This is a genomic window from Haliea sp. E17 (assembly GCF_048323675.1).
GTDB lineage: Bacteria > Pseudomonadota > Gammaproteobacteria > Pseudomonadales > Halieaceae > Mangrovimicrobium.
In genome coordinates this window covers 118,252-134,101 of sequence record NZ_JBLWFK010000006.1, presented here as the reverse complement: position 1 = coordinate 134,101, position 15,850 = coordinate 118,252, and the positions used below count along the sequence as shown (strand labels likewise).

Here is a 15,850-nt window from a genome sequence, read left to right as displayed (position 1 = left end):
CGCCGCGCGCGGCGTCATCTCGCGCCCAGCTTGTCCTTGAACAAGCGGATCAGGGCCTCGATATTCGCCACTCCCGGATAGTTCGGGCGTACGGCAAACGCCAGTTCCCGGTGCGGTCCCGGCTCTTCCAGCGGCACCGCCACCAGCTTCTTGCTGCTTTCGACCAGCCCCAACGCTATCTCCGGCACCAGCGTGGTGCCCATGCCCGCGGCTACCAGCGGAATCAGCGTGTTCAGGCTGGTGGCGTTGAAGCGGTTGGTGGACAGGTCCTCCAGCTTGCAGGCCGCCAGCGCGTGGTCGGTCAGGCAGTGGCCGTCCTTCAGCAGCATCAGGTGGGCGTGGCGCATGTCCTCGGTGGTGATGCGTTCGGCGGTGGCCAGTTCGTCCCTGGAGTTGGTAATCCAGAACAAGTCCTCCTGCCAGAAGCTGAAGGTCAGCAGGCCCTCGCAGTCGTAGGGCAGGGCGATGATCGCCGCGTCCAGGGCGCCGCGGCGCAACTGGCTGAGCAGTTCGGCGGTCTGATCCTCGATCACTTCCAGTTCCAGCCGCGGGTATTGCTTCTGCATCGCCGGCAGCACTTTGGGCAGCAGGTAGGGGCCGATGGTGGGGATGACCCCGAGGGTGAGCGGCGTGGACAGCGGTTCCTTCTGCGCCTCGGCGAGTTTTTGCAGGTCTTCCACCTGCAGGGAGATCTCCCGCGCCCGGTCCAGCACCTGGCGCCCCAGCGGGGTCACCAGCACCTTGCGGTTATCGCGCTCGAAAATCTGGAAACCCAGCTGCTTTTCCAGCTCCGACAGCGCGGTGCTGAGGGCGGACTGGGACACGTGGCACTCTTCCGCGGCGTTCTTGAAGTGCAGGGTACGTTCAACTGCGAGCGCGTAGTGAAGCTGCTTGAGGGAGATCATTGTTAGGGCTTAGTCGAATGAAGCTTGATAATTGTTCAGAATTTTTGAACTATATGCCCTATCGCAGCTGGCATCCAGATTAAGTGTATCGAAACCCTCGATTTTTCAGTACGCAGCGGTCCTGCACCCAGGCAATCTTTTGCGGGTGGGGCGCATATGGAATAGGCCGGCCATGCCCAATTCCCTGACAGGCGGAACCTCGGCCCGGGCCGCGGACCGCTTCGGCTATATCTGGCTGTTGTTGATCTTCGCGGTCACCGTCACCCTCTACCCCTTCTTCGCCTCGGTCAACCTTCCCCCGGAGGCGCGTGACGGCGTCCTCAATCTCAATTCCTGGAATGCAGGTTCCGAGGGACCGGTACAGCTCTCAGGAAACTGGGAGTTCTACTGGAACGAATTGCTCGAGCCCGGCCAGTTCGAGAATCGCCAACCCCGACTGGTGCCGGTACCCGGGTACTGGACGGATTACCCGGGCGGGCATCCTCCCGGCGGTTTCGCCACTTTCCGCCTGCGGGTGAAGTTGTCCGCGGGGCACGGGCCGCTGGCGCTCTACAGCCCCGGGGAAGGCTCCGCCTACGCCATCTGGGTCAACGGCACATTTCTCGGTGGTGTGGGCGAAGTCGGCACCTCCGCGGAAACCACCACCCCGGCGCGCTTCCGCCGTACCTTCTTCCTGCCCGCGGTGGGCGGCGACATGGAGCTGGTGGTGCAGATCGCCAATTTCCACCACCGCAAGGCCGGCTTCCGCAACCCGGTAGTACTGGGCGCCGCGGAGCAGATGCACGACTGGCAGCGGTTTGCCTGGGTCGGCGACGGCTTCGTGCTCGGCATCGTTCTCGCATTCGCCCTGCAGTACCTGGTGCTGTACCTGTTCCATCGAGAGGACAAATCCTCGCTGTTCTTCAGCCTCCTGTGCTCTGCCATCGTGCTGCGCGGTGGCCTGACCAGCCAGGGATTGCTGGCCTGGTTGCTGCCCGAGGTGCCCTGGGGCTGGATGCTGCGCCTGGAATACGTGGTGTTTTTCCTGGCAATCCCGCTCTACAGCAGTTTCATGCGCTCTCTGTATCCGCAGGAATACAGTCTCTACCTGGTCCGCCTGTTCTGGTGGCTGGGCGCCGTATTCAGCGTGGTCTGCCTGGTGATTCCGACGCTGTGGGCCAGCTACGTGATCATTCCCTACCAGTTCCTCTCCCTGCTGGAGGTACTGCTGCTGGGCTATTGCCTGTTCCGCCTGATGGTGCGCAAGCGCCCGTATTGGCTGTATATCGCCACGGCCTCCCTGCTGGTGGCGATCGTCAACGTGCTGGAGGCGCTGGGCCTGGCGGGCGTGCTGCCCTATGGCAACCTCACCCACGTGGGTTTCCTGGCGTTCCTGATGGTGCAGGCGGTGATGCTCTCCGCGCGCTCCGCGGGCAAGGACCGGCGGCTCGCCGAGCTGTCGAGCAACCTGGAACAGCGCAACCTCAGCCTGCAGCAGAGCGAGCGCAAGTACCGCACGCTGTTCGAGGAATCCCAGGACGTGATTTTCATTACCGATATGGAAGGGCGGATCATCGACGTCAGCCCTTCCTGTGCGCACCTGCTGGGCTACCGGCGGGACCAGATCCTGGCCATGGACAATATCGACGTGATCAGCGCCCGGGACAGCCGCCGCAAGCTCTTCGACGCGGTGATCGAGCGGGGCACGGTGGTGGACTGGGAAACCCACCTGGCGGCGAAAGACGGCAGCGCGATACCGGTTTCCATTACCTCTACCCGGCGCTTTGACGAGCAGGGCCAGCAGGTCGGCTTCCAGGGTTACGTGCGCGACCTCAGCGACCGGGTGGAAGCCGAGGAGCAGCGCCTGCGGGCGGACCAGCTGGAAACCCTGGCCACCATCGACCCGCTCACCCGCACCTTCAACCGGCGCTATTTCCAGGACGCCGCCGCGCGCGAGATCGCCCGCGCCGAGCGCCAGGGAACGCCGCTGTCACTGGTGCTGTTCGACATCGACCACTTCAAGTCGATCAACGACCGCTACGGCCACGTCACCGGCGACAAGGTCATCAATACCATCGCCCAGTTGGTCAACAGCCGTATCCGCAGCAGTGACGTTCTGGGCCGCTACGGCGGCGAGGAATTCGTGATCCTGCTGCCGGATACCATCCTGTCCCAGGCCCACCTGCGCAGCGAGGAATTGCGCCAGCTGGTCGAGGATATGAGTACCGAATCCCAGTCGCGTGAAGAAGTGCAGGTGACCATCAGCCTCGGCGTCGCCCAGTGGCAACCGGGCGAGGAGCTCACCAGCTTGCTGGAGCGCGCCGACCGCGCCCTGTATGCCTCCAAGCAGAAAGGCCGCAACCGGGTTACCGTGGACCTGCTGGGCAATGTTTCCGCGGCAAGCGTTGAGTGATCGTATTTTTAGAACAATAGATTCAATTTAACCCGTTTTTAAGATTGATCTCCCGAGGCTAATCTACTCCTGACTGCTGCAGCGAGCGGCGCCAACCAGACTGTGTTACCACCATCAGGAGACCCAACATGGCCCTTATCAACACCCAGATCAAACCCTTCAATGCGACTGCGTTCAAGCAGGGCGAGTTCGTCGAAGTATCCGATGCAGACCTGAAGGGCAAGTGGTCGATCTTTTTCTTCTACCCCGCCGACTTCACTTTCGTTTGCCCCACCGAACTGGGCGACCTGGCGGACCACTACGAAGAGTTCACCAAGCGCGGCGTGGAAATCTACTCCGTATCCACCGACACCCACTTCACCCACAAGGCGTGGCACGACTCTTCCGACACCATCGGCAAGATCCAGTACACCATGATCGGCGACCCGACCGGCGACATCACCCGTAACTTCGAAGTGATGCGCGAAGGCCAGGGCCTGGCTGACCGCGGCACCTTCATTGTCGACCCCGAAGGCGTCATCCAGGCGATGGAAATCACCGCTGAAGGCATCGGCCGCGACGCCGAAGACCTGCTGCGCAAGGTAAAAGCTGCCCAGTACGTCGCTTCCCACCCCGGCGAAGTCTGCCCGGCAGCCTGGAAAGAAGGCGAAGCAACCCTCGCGCCTTCCCTGGACCTGGTCGGCAAGATCTAGGCTCGCCACCCGCGATGACTTGATACCCCCGCCGCAAGGGCGGGGGTAACCAGTCCCCCCCCCACCGCGCTTTCGCGCCGCACTTCGCGGTCGGGCGCGGTTTTAATTTGGACTTCCGTAGTCGCTTCAACCACCCATTTGCTTTGTCACTAAAGGGTTCAAACCCTAAATCGTTCTGCATGGTACGAAGTGGCCAGCCTGCAATTTAGCGCTTCAGGGAGAGTGTGAGACGGGCGTTGCCTGCTGGAACCGTGTGGCGACAGGACGTCGCCACCCGAGCCTGCACAGGGATGTGCGCTTTTTGGCGTGTTCCAGCAGGCAACGCCCGTTTCGCACTCGGCGGCGCTAACCGCCAGTCCGGCATAGCGTGTGCCACCAGGAAATTCCGGTTGACAAAATCTCGCCCCCGGCTACTATGGAGCACAATACTCCATAAAATGCGTTAGCCCCCAGTGATGCAAAGACAGCCCCGCAGAGGACTGTCCAGCCATATCCACCGGGGCAAACAGATAACAGGGTGACTCCATGCAAAACCTGGCAGGAAAAACAGCGATCATCACCGGCGGCGCCTCGGGCATCGGCCTCGGCATCAGCCGGGCCTTGCTCGCGGCGGGAATGAACGTGGCGATTGGCGATGTACAGGCAGACGCCATGGAGCGCGCCACCGCCGCGCTCGGCGGCGAACAGGAAGGCCTGCTGGTCGCCCACCTGGACGTCACCGACCGGGAGGCGTTCGCCCGCTTCGCCGATGCCGTCGAGGCGCGTTTCGGCAACATCCACCTGCTCGCCAACAATGCCGGGGTGGTGGTGTCCGGACCGATCCAGCAGGCCAGCGCCAGTGACTGGGACTGGGTGATCGACGTCAACCTGCGCGGCCCGGTCAACGGATTGCTGGCAGTCCTGCCGCGCATCCTCGCCCACGGCGAGGGCGGGCACATCCTCAACACCGCCTCCACCTCCGGCCTGCTGCCGCACGCCGGCGCCGGCATCTACGTCACCACCAAGGCCGGACTGATCGGCATGAGCGAATCCCTGCGCAGTGAACTGGAACCCCAGGGAGTGATGGTCTCCGTGCTCTGCCCCGGCCCGGTGCGCTCGGACATCTCCAACGCCACCCGCAACCGCCCGGACAACTACACCGGTTCCGGCTACGTCGCGACTGGCGGCCCGACCGCGGAACAGTTGCCGGACTGGATGATGGGTGCGGATGAAGTCGGTGAACTGGTGCGCAGGGGCATCGAGCAGGACTGGCTCTACATTCTCACCCACAACGAGCACCGCAGGGGCCTGGAGGCCCGCGCGAACGCCATTCTGGCCGCGCTGCCGGACCGGCCGGAGAATCCGGACCTCAACGCCAGCATGACGCCGACCCTGTACAACCCGATTTTTGCGGCAGAAATTGAGCGGCAGCGGAACAGCCACTGAGCCGGCCCGGCCAGGCCATAACGACGGGAGAGAAAACCCATGCACCCATCCAACGAAGAAATCCTCAGCCGTTTCCTCGGCTACTGGGCTACCCGCGACGCCGACGCCATGGCCGCGCTGTGCGCCGAGGACTGTATCTACGACAACGTGCCGGAGAAAAAGCCGATGCACGGCCGCGCGGCGATCCGCCAGTGGCTGGGGTTCTGCTTCGATCACCTGACGCGCATCGACGTGGAGGTCCTGCACAGCGCCACCAATGGCGAGTGGACCCTCAGCGAACGCATCGATACCCACGTGATCGGCGACAGGCACATGCCGCTGCCGGTGATGAACGTCAGCCGCATCGTCGATGGCCAGATTGTCGAGTTTCGCGATTACTACGACCGGCTGACCGTGAAAGAACTGGGGATGCTCGGGGACTAGGCCATGACCCGGCAGAAACTGCACCAGCCCCATTACGCCACCGCCACCGACCCGCGCATCCTGCAGACCCGCCAGGCGCTGCGCGATGCGCTGCTGTCGCTGGTCGGCAAAAAACCGCTGGAGCAGATAACCATCCGCGAAATCGCCGCTGCCGCGGGCATTGGCTACAACACCTTCTTCCGTCACTACACGGACAAGGAGGCACTGCTCAGGGCGATAGTCACCGATGAACTCGCGCAATTGATCGAGCTGTGTATCACCACCCTGGACACCACCGACAGCGCCCAGGCCTCGATTGCACTGTGCGAGTTCGTCGCCGAGCACGAAGCCCTGTGGTCCACCCTGCTGACCGGCGGCGGCGCCAACCTGCTGCGTGAGGAGTTCATGCGCCAGTTGCGGGAAAATGCGCCGTCGCGAATTTCCGCCAGCGCCACCTCGCCAGTGGAGGTGGGGGTGCGGCTGGTGGCCACGGGGACCCTGGAAATTCTCGGCTGGTGGCTGGAACAGCCGCAGCGCCTGCCGGTTGCGCAGGTGGCGGCAATCTACGAACAACTGGTGGTCGCGCCGGTGGTCGGCGCCTACATGCAATAACCCATAACCAGGCGCCAGCCGAAGCTGGCGATAGCAGCAAGAGGAACAGAGCGATGTCAGGCAGTGCCGTAAAAGCGTTCGGGGAAGTCCCCGCCCATGTCCCGCCGGAACTGGTGTGGAACCACAGCCTCAACCAGTTTGCCGCGGAACTGGATGACCCGTTCATTGCCGCCGGGCGCCTGCACGAAGGCCCCGGGATCATCTGGGCCGGGGAGGCCTCGCTCGGCAAGGCCGGCTGGGTGCTGACCCGCCACGACCTGATCCGCGATGCCTTCCTCGACTGGGAGAATTTCTCCAGCACCCGCGACACGAGTTCGGGCGATGTGCTGGGCGCCGAGATCATGCGCCTGATTCCGGTGGAGGTCGATCCGCCGGAGCACCACCACTACCGCTACCTGCTGAACCCGCTGTTCACGCCGAAGCATGTCAACCACTACGTGGACATGGTGCAGCAGACCTGCGACCGCCTGCTGGACGATCTGGCGGGCAAGCGCGAATGCGAGTTCATCAGTGAATTCGGGGAGCTGTTCCCTAACTCCATATTCCTCTCGCTGGTGGGCCTGCCCCAGGAAGAGCTGCCCCAGTTCCTGGCCTGGGAGCGGCAATTGCTGCGCTCCGGCGACCAGGCGGATTTCGAGAAATCCCAGGAGGCTGCGGGACTGATCTTCAAGTACCTGTACGGCTTCGTCAGCCAGCAGCGGCAGAACAGCCAGCGCACGGAGTTCATGAATACCCTGATCAACGGGGAAATCGATGGCCGGCCGATGAATGACATGGAAATTCTCGGCACCTGCTTCCTGCTCTACGTCGCCGGGCTCGACACGGTTTACAGCACGCTGGGCTGGATCATGCGCCACCTCGCCAACGACCAGGCGCTGCAGGATCAACTGCGCAGTAATCCCCAGTACATTCCCAAGGCGGTGGAAGAGTTCACCCGGGCCTTCGGCGTGCCGGCGCCGCACCGCCGGGTGGCGAAGGACTGCGTATTCCACGGCGTCCAGTTCCGGGAAAACGATACGGTCCTGTTGCCGCTGTACCTCGCCTCCCGCGACCCGCTGGTGTACCCGGATCCCCACACCATCGACATCGAACGCGGCGCGCGCAGCGTAAGCTTCGGGACCGGCCCGCACTTCTGCCTGGGGGTGCACCTGGCCAAGCGCGAGTTGCGCGTGGTGCTGGAAGCCTTCCTGTCCCGCTACAGCCGTATCAGCATGCAGCCCGGCGAAAGCTACGAGTACCACACCGGTGGCGTGCTGGGGGTGGACCGCCTGCCGCTGTTGCTGGAGCCCTGATCGGCGCCACCTGCCTCTCCCCATCCGCGCCGTGTTGCCACGGCGCTGTACCCGCATTCCTTCGATCTGATTTTTTGAACGTAAGCATCGGATTATTCTGATTTTCAGAGCATGGGTCTGCCCCTATCCTGATCATGTTCGCTGCATCAGCAGCCCCCAATTCATGAGAAGGAGTCGTACTGTGTTGACCAAGGATATTCTCGAAGCACTCAAGGGCTATACCGCCAACATGGAGAAGGCCGTAACCTTCGTCCTGCAGACCGGTGAGCACACCAGGCGCGCCGAGCTGCTGGAATTCCTCCGCGGCATCGCCGGCGTCTCCGACAGGATCGCCGTCGAGGAGCGCGACACCGCTGGCACCCTGCGCAGCCCGGTGAGTTTCCTGCTGGAGGCGGATGGCGTGGACACCGGTATCCGCTTCTCCGGCATCCCCGGCGGCCACGAGTTCAACTCGCTGGTACTTGCCCTGCTGCACAGCTCCGGCACCGCGATCAAGCTGGACGAGAGTATCGCCGGTATGATCGGCAATGTTAGCGAAGACCTGCACTTCGAGGTGTTCATCAGCCTGAGCTGCCACAACTGCCCGGACGTGGTGCAGGCCCTGAACCAGTTCGCCCTACTCAACCCGCGCATTACCGCGGAGATGATCGACGGCGGCCTCTACCCGCAACTGATCGAGGAGCGCGAGATCCAGGGCGTGCCCAGCGTTTACCTGAACGGTGAACTGTTCGCCAACGGCAAGGTTGATGCGGCCGCGCTGGTGGACAAGCTGCTGGAAGCCTACCCGGAAATCGCCAAACCCGCGGACACAGCCAGCCTGCCGCTGCAGGATGTGACCGTGATCGGCGGCGGCCCGGCCGGCGTTTCCGCGGCGATCTACGCCGCGCGCAAGGGCCTCAAGGTGACCATCGTCGCCGACCGCATCGGCGGCCAGGTGAAGGACACCATGGGCATCGAGAACCTGATCTCCGTGCCCTACACCACCGGCCCGGAACTGTCCGGCGCGATGCTGCAACACCTGCGCGAGTACGAGGTGAACCTGAAGGAACACCTCCGGGTCACCGACATCGAGAAGGGCGTCATCAAGCGCCTGACCCTGTCCTCCGGCGAGCGCATCGAGACCCGCACCATCATCGTCGCCACGGGCGCCCGCTGGCGCGAGCTGGGCGTGCCGGGTGAAAAAGAGAACATCGGTAACGGGGTGGCCTATTGCCCGCACTGCGACGGCCCCTTCTTCAAGGGCAAGGACGTGGCGGTGATCGGCGGCGGCAATTCCGGTATCGAGGCGGCGCTGGACCTGGCGGGTATCGTCAACTCAGTGACCGTGTTCGAGTTCCTGCCCGAACTGAAGGCCGACAAGGTGCTGGTGGACCAGGCAGAGAAGCGCGACAACATCACCATCCTGCGCAATGTGGCGACGAAAGAAGTTCTCGCCGCGAACGGCAAGGTCAACGCGATCGCCTACGAGGAGCGCGACAGCGGTGAACAGAAACAGGTGGAACTCGCCGGCGTGTTCGTGCAGATCGGCCTGGTGCCCAACAGCCAGTTCCTCGACGGGGTGGTCGAGCGCACCAAACACGGCGAAGTGGTAATCGACGAGAAGGGTCGCACCTCGGAGGAGGGCATCTACGCCTGCGGCGACGTCACTACCGTGCCCTACAAACAGATCGTCATCTCCATGGGAGAGGGCGCCAAGGCTTCACTGGCGGCATTCGAGTACCTGATGCTCAATCCGCTGCCGAGCGAAGAAGAAATGGCCGCCTAACCCCAGCGGCCAGGAGACCCTACTTTGCCGGCGCCTCGCGCGCCGGTTTTTTTTGGGCGTAAAATACCGGTTGAAGGGCGCGCAGGGCATTGCGTTAGCTGGTGACTGCGCGATACTGGTCAGGGCTTTCATTGACTTCTCGAGGCAGCGATGTTTTTCCGCAAGACGAAAGAGGCACCGGTAAGGATTACTTTCTGGAAGGCACTGCGCCACCTGGTGGCTTTCCAGATCAAGCTCGCCGCAGACGCGCTGCGCGACCTCATTATGAGCCCGCTCAGCATCGTGGTCTTTTGCATCGATGCCCTCACCAGTCCCACCCTGGAAAGCAGCCTTTACCTGCGGCTGATGGTGTTCGGGCGCAAGACCGACCGCTATATCAACCTGTTCGACGAGTACAAGGACAAGGGCCACGCGACCATGGACGAGGCGATCGAAACCCTGGAGGCGATGGCCAACGATCTCGCGGCAGACCCGTCGCGGAAACGGCGGGAGTAGCCTGCTGCATTTGCGGGTTCAGCTGCCTTACGGAACCTGCTGCACCCGAACGATAACCATAAGAAGGATGAGATATGCGATTTGTATTGATTCACGGCGGATTCCACGGCGCCTGGTGCTGGGACCGCGTGATCCCGGAACTGGAAAAACTGGGCCACGCAGGCATCGCCATCGACCTGCCCGGCCACGGCTCGCGCCGGGATGAACGCTCGACCCTCGCGGACCGCCGCGACGCCATCCTCGAAGTGCTGGAGCCCGGTGACGTACTGGTCGGCCATTCCGGCGGCGGTTACGACATTTGCGTCGCCGCCAACGCGGCCATCGACAGGGTAGGGCACCTGGTATTCCTGGCGGCGGGTCTGCCCATCGAGGGCAAAACTATCGTCGAAGCCACCGGCGGCGCGCAGGACAACAATGACGGCGCTGTCACCCAGTTGATGGATGACGAGACCGGCATGCTGGGCTTCCTGCGGACCACCGATGACGGCCGGCTGGAGGTGTGCGACCCGGAAAAGGCCAAGGGATTTTTCTACCACGACTGTGACGAAGCAACGGTTCGCTGGGCCTATGACCGCCTGACTCCGGCGCCACTCCTGTTCAATACCGAGGCGATTCACGTGCCAGACTTCTGGTCCGCGCAATTGCCGCGCAGTTTCATTCTCTGCGAGCAGGACCGGGCGATGCCAACAAGCATGAGTGATCAGGTGATACAGCGCCTAGGGGTGAACCCTGTACTGATCGACGCTTCACATTCTCCTTTTTTCAGCAAACCTGCGGAACTGGTCGATGCACTCATGCGGGCTGTAGATTCTGTTCCAGTGGGTCCGCTGTCTCCCAGGTAAATTGGCCTACTCGACTGTTCCAATGGATATCTGCATGAGACTGGACCGGAAAGCATATCCACAACGCTAGAGGTCGGAGCGTTGTGGAGAATTTTCAAACTCTGTGATGACGAACCGCTTTCAGGAAAAGGAATTTTATGGTGTTAATGGCTGTCGATGTTGACGCCCACAGCCATTTTCAAGCTGTTTACGCGGAGACGGATATAGTGGCGCTTAGCATCTCTCAAGCTGTTTGGTGCCAGTTGCTGAGCTTGTGCCCAGACATCTATCTGACGCCTGGTGCTCTCGAATTCGCTGATAGCAATACAATACAAGCTATCTTCATCGGTATTATATTCCCGGTGTGCATCATCCCTATCCGCCATTGCGTTCGTGGTATTGCCACTTTCAGGACGATACAACGGTTGCGGAATTGGCCTGATCCCAACCGTTCCGTTTTCGTTTTGTTCGCTCAGGCTTTGAACGCGTTTTTCTATATAGTGGTATTTCGCATTTAAAAAGTTGCCATTGGCAAATTCAAGAGAGTCGTCCCATAGCTTGGCATTGCGAATTCCACTGTTGAACTCGTTCGTGACTTCAACATAAGTCTCGATCAAAGATTTCATGCCTCTTTTCTCAAGTAAATTTCGTCAGATTACTGGAAAAAGACCGTATGTCAGGTAGGTATTGGTTTTTGGCACGTTGCTTTTGGGTAGAATTTCGATTGTTCTGTGACCAAAGAGTTTGGCCTGAGTCTGCCGGTAAGCAGGTCAGCATGGGTGCTATTAGCAGGCGGCCTCACCTAGTTGAATAAATTATAGACAGGTCTGGCGGCTGTCGCTGAAAACTTTTTTGGACGAGTATCCGAGTTTTCCGCAGCCAGGCCTGGCTTGATGTTATTCACAAAAGTCCGCGATGCTTAGTCTGTCATGATGCACCCTTCGGCCAGAATTGGAGCAGTCTGATTTCGCCGGAAACGAGCTTCTGGCGTGCTGCGAATAGGTTTAGTGGTTATATTCTCAGTGTACCCATAGGCTTTCATGGTTGAAACGGGCATCAGATCATGGGCAATTTTTTCAGTATCTACCCGCGAATTTAGGTCGATAATTCTGGCGCGATATAATTTTTTGTTATAAAAATCTGTTTCCGAAACCAGGGCATTTGTCGCGCCCGGATTGATGCGATGAGATCACGCTTTAGCTGTTTGACGGCTGATATTTGATCCAAAATTCACAAACGAGTTTTCGAGTGTGGTTATCCTGTTACGTGAATCCTGTTCCACGGGCAAGGAAGGTGCCGTTATATGAGCGAGAATTACCTGCTTTCGGTAAATTTCACTGATGAGACATCGATGTCTGGCGTTATTGAGTTCCCGCTTTAAAGCATAATTTTCAGTTGATAAGGTCTCGATTTCCGCTGAAGGTCACCTACCAGCTCCTGAGAGTTTTAGGGGCGTTTTACACCATCAGTCTCGATTCGGGGAATCACTTCAGGAGACTGCATGTGCCTGTGAAAATACAGGAACCTGGCTATGCTCGATATGAAGTGCGCAAAAGAATGGCTGGTTTTATGGTATTCCTTGTTGGGAAACTCGGACCGGCAGGCTGCTGTAGGCGTAGTGGAAATAACTCGGCCGCAGCACGGCCCGCTCGAGGTCGAAGCTGTAGTCGTCCACCCGCCTGAGGAACTCTTCCACCAGCACCCGGATCTGCAGCCGCGCGATATGCAGGCCGAGGCAGTGGTTGCGGCCCATACCAAAGGCCAGTTGCTTGCGCAGGCGGCGGTTCCAGATGAACTCCTCCGCGTCGTCGAACTCGCGCTCGTCGCGGTTGGCGCAGCAGATCAGCCCCGCCACCCGCTGGCCGGCTTGCATCTGCACACCGGCGATCTCGCAATCCTCGTGCACGGTGCGCATGAACCACTGCGCCGGTGCGCACAGGCGCAGCATTTCCTCGGTGGCAGTGGTGACGTTGGCCGGCAGGTCCTCGCGGATTTCGGCCAGTTGCTGCGGCCGCCGGGACAGTTCCAGCAGGCCCTGTGCCGCCACCTTGCCGGGGGTCTCGGTGTTGGCGATGAAGGCGCAGGTGAGTTCGTCGGAGATTTCGTCGTCGGTCAGTGCGCGGCCACTATCCCGCAGGCGCAACTGGATCAGGCCGTCGAACAGTGGGGCGCTGCCGTCGGCGCCCGCGGCGCGGCGCCGGGCAATGGAGGGCAGCATGAAACGTTTCATGCGCGCGAACAGCTGGCTGTTGTCGATCCCGCCGCGCTCCGGGTCGTAGGCGGTGGTGGCGTTGACGGTTTCCAGGATGTCCCCGGCTTCGCCTGGGTCGATGTCGAACAGGCGGCAGGTAAGCAGCGCACTGAGGCGGCCGCCGTAGTCCAGGAACAGGTCGAACTCGCCGCGCGGCAGGTGTTCGTCGAGCAGGGCGCGAGTGGTCTCGCGGGCAAATTCCTCCAGTTCGGCCACGCCCTTCGGGGTGAAGGGCTGGGCGTGGGCCCGGCGAATGTCCTCGTAATAGGGGCTGTGCAGCAGCGTCATGGGCGACAGTGGGTCGAGGGATGCCCAGGCCGGTTTGCCCCGGTGGTGCTGGCGCAGTACCTCGGGCATGGGAATGGACGATTCCGTGGAAACCAGCGCATTGCCCCGGTTCTGCAGCATGTCCTCGATATCGGCGAAGCGCGACAGCCAGTAGGTATCGTACTGCGGGGTGTAGTAGACCGGCTGGCGTTCGCGCAGCAGGCGGTAGTAGGGGAAGGGGTTGGACATCACCTCCAGGTCGAAGGGGTCGTAGCCAATGTCGTCCGCGGTATTGCCCTCGGCCATCCCGGTCTCCTGTTATTGTTTTTGGGAACTGCCAACGCAGTCTAGCAGGCGCTGCCCCGGGGGCGGGAAAACGCCTGTTGTATGGCCGGGGATTACTGCTGGTGCTGCCGGCGACAGGTGATCAGGAGAACTTTGCCTGCAACTGCCCGAAGGCCGTGCCGGGCCCTTCGGCCAGGCGCTGATCGATCAGTTCGCAGACCTGTTCGGGACTGAAATCGTTGGTGTTGATTTCGAGGTCGTAGATACCCGCTTCATAAGCGGCCTCATAAAACCACGGGCGCAGGCGGTTGAGGCGTTCGATGATACGGCGCATCGGGTCGTCCTTGTCGAAATCCGCGGTGGGCATTTTCTTGTCCATCTTGCGCTGTTCCACCCGCTGCTGCAGTACCTCGATCGGCGGCTTCAGGGACACGAACAGCACCGGCAAGCCCTGCAGGCGCTGCACGCAGTCCTGGATAATGGGCGGGTCGACCAGGGCGATATGGTCGAGGATGATGTTGCAGCCGGCGCGGGAGGCTGCGGCGGCCCACTCGTGGAAGACATTGAAACCCTTCATGCCGAATTCACCGAAGCGCCATTTCAGGTCGCCGTCGGGATCGTCCCCGTGCATCGGCACCGCCTGGAAGCCCTCGGCGCTGCGCGGGCCGTGGTGGCCGAATTTGGCGGGGAAGGTGGCCGAGAGGAAATGGTCGATGCCGTAGAGCAGCCAGAAATCGTCGGAGCGCTTGGCGAACAGCTCACAGGTGGTGGATTTGCCGGACCCGGAGGTGCCGCTGACGATGATGATTTGTCCTGCCATTTGTCGTTTATTCTCCGGTTCCCAACTCGATATCACCGCGGGCAATCTGGCGGAAGCGCATTGCCGGTGCGAATTCCTGATTGTCGCCCCAGTGAGTGATGCCGTCCCAGTCCCATTCCACCAGCGACCATACCACGGTGTGGTCAGTGTAGCCGGTAAACAGCAGGCCCTCGTCGATGCTGCCAGTGGCGCTCAGCTGTCGGCCGAGTTTGTCGGTGGCCTCGAAAACCACCTTTTTCGGTCCGAAGCGCCCGTATTCCTCGATGCGGCGCACGCCGGAGGCGAGGCTCGAAAGCTCGCCGTCGCGGTAGAGATAGCCGCCGATGACTTTCTGTTCGCGCCCCTTGCCCATGGCAATCGCATGGAAGGAACTCTCCGCGGCGATGCCCCAGAAATACCCGCCGCTGGCCAGCGAGGCATAATCCCGCGCGCCGAAGGAGGTGTCGCGCATGGAAAAGCAGTCGATGGAGAAGGTCTCGCCGAGGCTGGTCAGGGTACCGGTCATGCGCCCGGGCTGTTCGATGTGGAACTTGGCGGTAGCCTGCTGGCCGGCGTCGCCGGTTTTCAGCTCGTGCAGGGGGCCGATGGCGTTCCACTCGAGTTCGAAGCGGAGGTCGTCGTGGTCGTAACTCAGGGCGTAGCGCTGCAGCGGCTCCAGAACTTTCACCGCCAGTGAGTTGTTGGCCTGCATGTTGAATTTTTCCTGTCCCGGCGGCAGCGCCTGCAGGTGGGCCCAGTTGTAGTGGCGGCAATCCCAGCTGTTGTGGCCGGAGGCGTCCCAGAGCACCGGCCCGCCGTTGAGCATGTTCATGTTGGGCCGGAAGTAGTACTGGATCATGCCGTGGATGCGCTTGTCCGGGATGGAGACCGAGAACCACACGCTCTCGTTCCAGTAGGGATTGTCGCTGGGGCTGTCGCAGAAGCGGTCGGCCGGGGGCAGGTCTGCAAGGGCCGGGGTGTCGCGTCGGTTGCTGCCGGAAGGCATGGTTTACTCCTCTATATCCAGTCGCAGCCGGGTGAGTGACAGCGTGGCGATACGCCATTCGCCGTCCTCCCGGCGGTAGGTTTCATGGTAGTGCCCGCGCCCGGTAATGGCTTTCCAGCCCTCCCGGGGGTGGCGGTCGTCCCACGCGATAATATCCTGCATCGCCCAGATACCGGTGGCCTTATCTGCGTCGAGGATGTCGATTTCCGCGGTGAAGCCCTGGTGGCAGGAGACACTGTTTTCGAGGGAGTGCTGCAGGCTGGCGGCGAATGCGTCGCCGCCCTCGATCCAGACGGCGCCCTCGGGGGAGACTACGCGCATGTCGGTGGTGAAGACCGTACGCAGCATATCCCACTGCTTGGTATCCATGTAGCGGAAATAGCGCGCTTTCAGCTGGCGAATCTCCTCGATGGCCTGCAGGCGCTCGCTGCGTTTCACCGC

The 15,850-nt window shown here is 61.5% G+C and carries 15 protein-coding genes; 9 read left to right on the top strand and 6 right to left on the bottom strand.

The annotated features are described in order from the left end of the window. Positions 1-14 precede the first annotated feature (14 nt). Complete coding sequence (locus ACNKU3_RS16655) at positions 15-905, bottom strand: LysR substrate-binding domain-containing protein (protein ID WP_418260678.1); 891 nt, start codon at positions 903-905, stop codon at positions 15-17. Positions 906-1,077: 172 nt separating this feature from the next. Between ACNKU3_RS16655 and ACNKU3_RS16650 the strand changes: the two genes are divergently transcribed. The 9 genes from ACNKU3_RS16650 (at position 1,078) to ACNKU3_RS16610 (ending at position 10,822) form a co-directional block, all read left to right on the top strand. Next, positions 1,078-3,297 (top strand): diguanylate cyclase, encoded by a 2,220-nt coding sequence (locus tag ACNKU3_RS16650; RefSeq protein WP_418260677.1) that lies wholly within the window; start codon positions 1,078-1,080, stop codon positions 3,295-3,297. Between the two features lie 128 nt (positions 3,298-3,425). Then, positions 3,426-3,989 carry an alkyl hydroperoxide reductase subunit C gene (gene ahpC, locus ACNKU3_RS16645; RefSeq protein WP_418260676.1) on the top strand — a complete coding sequence of 188 codons (564 nt, stop codon included), beginning with the start codon at positions 3,426-3,428 and terminating at the stop codon, positions 3,987-3,989. Positions 3,990-4,514: 525 nt separating this feature from the next. Continuing rightward, complete coding sequence (locus ACNKU3_RS16640; RefSeq protein ID WP_418260675.1) at positions 4,515-5,414, top strand: SDR family NAD(P)-dependent oxidoreductase; 900 nt, start codon at positions 4,515-4,517, stop codon at positions 5,412-5,414. A gap of 39 nt (positions 5,415-5,453) precedes the next feature. Beyond that, complete coding sequence (locus ACNKU3_RS16635) at positions 5,454-5,837, top strand: nuclear transport factor 2 family protein (protein WP_418260674.1); 384 nt, start codon at positions 5,454-5,456, stop codon at positions 5,835-5,837. 3 nt (positions 5,838-5,840) lie between these two features. After that, on the top strand, positions 5,841-6,428 hold the full coding sequence (locus tag ACNKU3_RS16630) for a TetR/AcrR family transcriptional regulator (RefSeq protein WP_418260673.1): 588 nt from the start codon (positions 5,841-5,843) through the stop codon (positions 6,426-6,428). Between the two features lie 53 nt (positions 6,429-6,481). Continuing rightward, positions 6,482-7,720: a cytochrome P450 gene (locus ACNKU3_RS16625; RefSeq protein WP_418260672.1), complete on the top strand. Its 1,239-nt coding sequence runs from the start codon at positions 6,482-6,484 to the stop codon at positions 7,718-7,720. Between the two features lie 181 nt (positions 7,721-7,901). Then, on the top strand, positions 7,902-9,485 hold the full coding sequence (ahpF, locus tag ACNKU3_RS16620; RefSeq protein ID WP_418260671.1) for an alkyl hydroperoxide reductase subunit F: 1,584 nt from the start codon (positions 7,902-7,904) through the stop codon (positions 9,483-9,485). 150 nt (positions 9,486-9,635) lie between these two features. Continuing rightward, positions 9,636-9,980, top strand: coding sequence for a hypothetical protein (locus ACNKU3_RS16615; RefSeq protein WP_418260670.1), 345 nt, complete (start codon positions 9,636-9,638; stop codon positions 9,978-9,980). A gap of 74 nt (positions 9,981-10,054) precedes the next feature. Next, entirely contained in the window at positions 10,055-10,822 is a 768-nt protein-coding gene (locus ACNKU3_RS16610; RefSeq protein WP_418260669.1) for an alpha/beta fold hydrolase, read from the top strand. A 143-nt stretch (positions 10,823-10,965) separates the two neighbouring features. On the opposite strand, the gene ACNKU3_RS16605 is transcribed toward ACNKU3_RS16610, so the two are convergent. The 5 genes from ACNKU3_RS16605 to ACNKU3_RS16585 all read right to left on the bottom strand — a co-directional run bounded on the left by ACNKU3_RS16605 (position 10,966) and on the right by ACNKU3_RS16585 (position 15,847). After that, positions 10,966-11,427 (bottom strand): hypothetical protein, encoded by a 462-nt coding sequence (locus ACNKU3_RS16605; RefSeq protein WP_418260668.1) that lies wholly within the window; start codon positions 11,425-11,427, stop codon positions 10,966-10,968. 941 nt (positions 11,428-12,368) lie between these two features. Next, a complete protein-coding gene (locus ACNKU3_RS16600; protein WP_418260667.1) occupies positions 12,369-13,625 on the bottom strand; it encodes a cytochrome P450 in 1,257 nt (418 codons plus the stop codon). A gap of 121 nt (positions 13,626-13,746) precedes the next feature. After that, positions 13,747-14,424 carry a phosphotransferase-like protein gene (locus ACNKU3_RS16595; RefSeq protein WP_418260666.1) on the bottom strand — a complete coding sequence of 226 codons (678 nt, stop codon included), beginning with the start codon at positions 14,422-14,424 and terminating at the stop codon, positions 13,747-13,749. 7 nt (positions 14,425-14,431) lie between these two features. After that, complete coding sequence (locus ACNKU3_RS16590; RefSeq protein ID WP_418260665.1) at positions 14,432-15,409, bottom strand: hypothetical protein; 978 nt, start codon at positions 15,407-15,409, stop codon at positions 14,432-14,434. 3 nt (positions 15,410-15,412) lie between these two features. Then, positions 15,413-15,847 carry a nuclear transport factor 2 family protein gene (locus ACNKU3_RS16585; protein ID WP_418260664.1) on the bottom strand — a complete coding sequence of 145 codons (435 nt, stop codon included), beginning with the start codon at positions 15,845-15,847 and terminating at the stop codon, positions 15,413-15,415. Positions 15,848-15,850 lie beyond the last annotated feature (3 nt).

Coding starts and splice junctions, on each gene's coding strand:
- ahpC (WP_418260676.1), top strand. CDS start 3,426: ATGGCCCTTATCAACACCCAGATCAAACCCTTCAATGCGACTGCGTTC.
- ACNKU3_RS16610 (WP_418260669.1), top strand. CDS start 10,055: ATGCGATTTGTATTGATTCACGGCGGATTCCACGGCGCCTGGTGCTGG.
- ACNKU3_RS16590 (WP_418260665.1), bottom strand. CDS start 15,409: ATGCCTTCCGGCAGCAACCGACGCGACACCCCGGCCCTTGCAGACCTG.
- ACNKU3_RS16600 (WP_418260667.1), bottom strand. CDS start 13,625: ATGGCCGAGGGCAATACCGCGGACGACATTGGCTACGACCCCTTCGAC.
- ACNKU3_RS16595 (WP_418260666.1), bottom strand. CDS start 14,424: ATGGCAGGACAAATCATCATCGTCAGCGGCACCTCCGGGTCCGGCAAA.
- ACNKU3_RS16655 (WP_418260678.1), bottom strand. CDS start 905: ATGATCTCCCTCAAGCAGCTTCACTACGCGCTCGCAGTTGAACGTACC.
- ACNKU3_RS16625 (WP_418260672.1), top strand. CDS start 6,482: ATGTCAGGCAGTGCCGTAAAAGCGTTCGGGGAAGTCCCCGCCCATGTC.
- ACNKU3_RS16635 (WP_418260674.1), top strand. CDS start 5,454: ATGCACCCATCCAACGAAGAAATCCTCAGCCGTTTCCTCGGCTACTGG.
- ACNKU3_RS16605 (WP_418260668.1), bottom strand. CDS start 11,427: ATGAAATCTTTGATCGAGACTTATGTTGAAGTCACGAACGAGTTCAAC.
- ACNKU3_RS16640 (WP_418260675.1), top strand. CDS start 4,515: ATGCAAAACCTGGCAGGAAAAACAGCGATCATCACCGGCGGCGCCTCG.
- ACNKU3_RS16630 (WP_418260673.1), top strand. CDS start 5,841: ATGACCCGGCAGAAACTGCACCAGCCCCATTACGCCACCGCCACCGAC.
- ACNKU3_RS16615 (WP_418260670.1), top strand. CDS start 9,636: ATGTTTTTCCGCAAGACGAAAGAGGCACCGGTAAGGATTACTTTCTGG.
- ACNKU3_RS16650 (WP_418260677.1), top strand. CDS start 1,078: ATGCCCAATTCCCTGACAGGCGGAACCTCGGCCCGGGCCGCGGACCGC.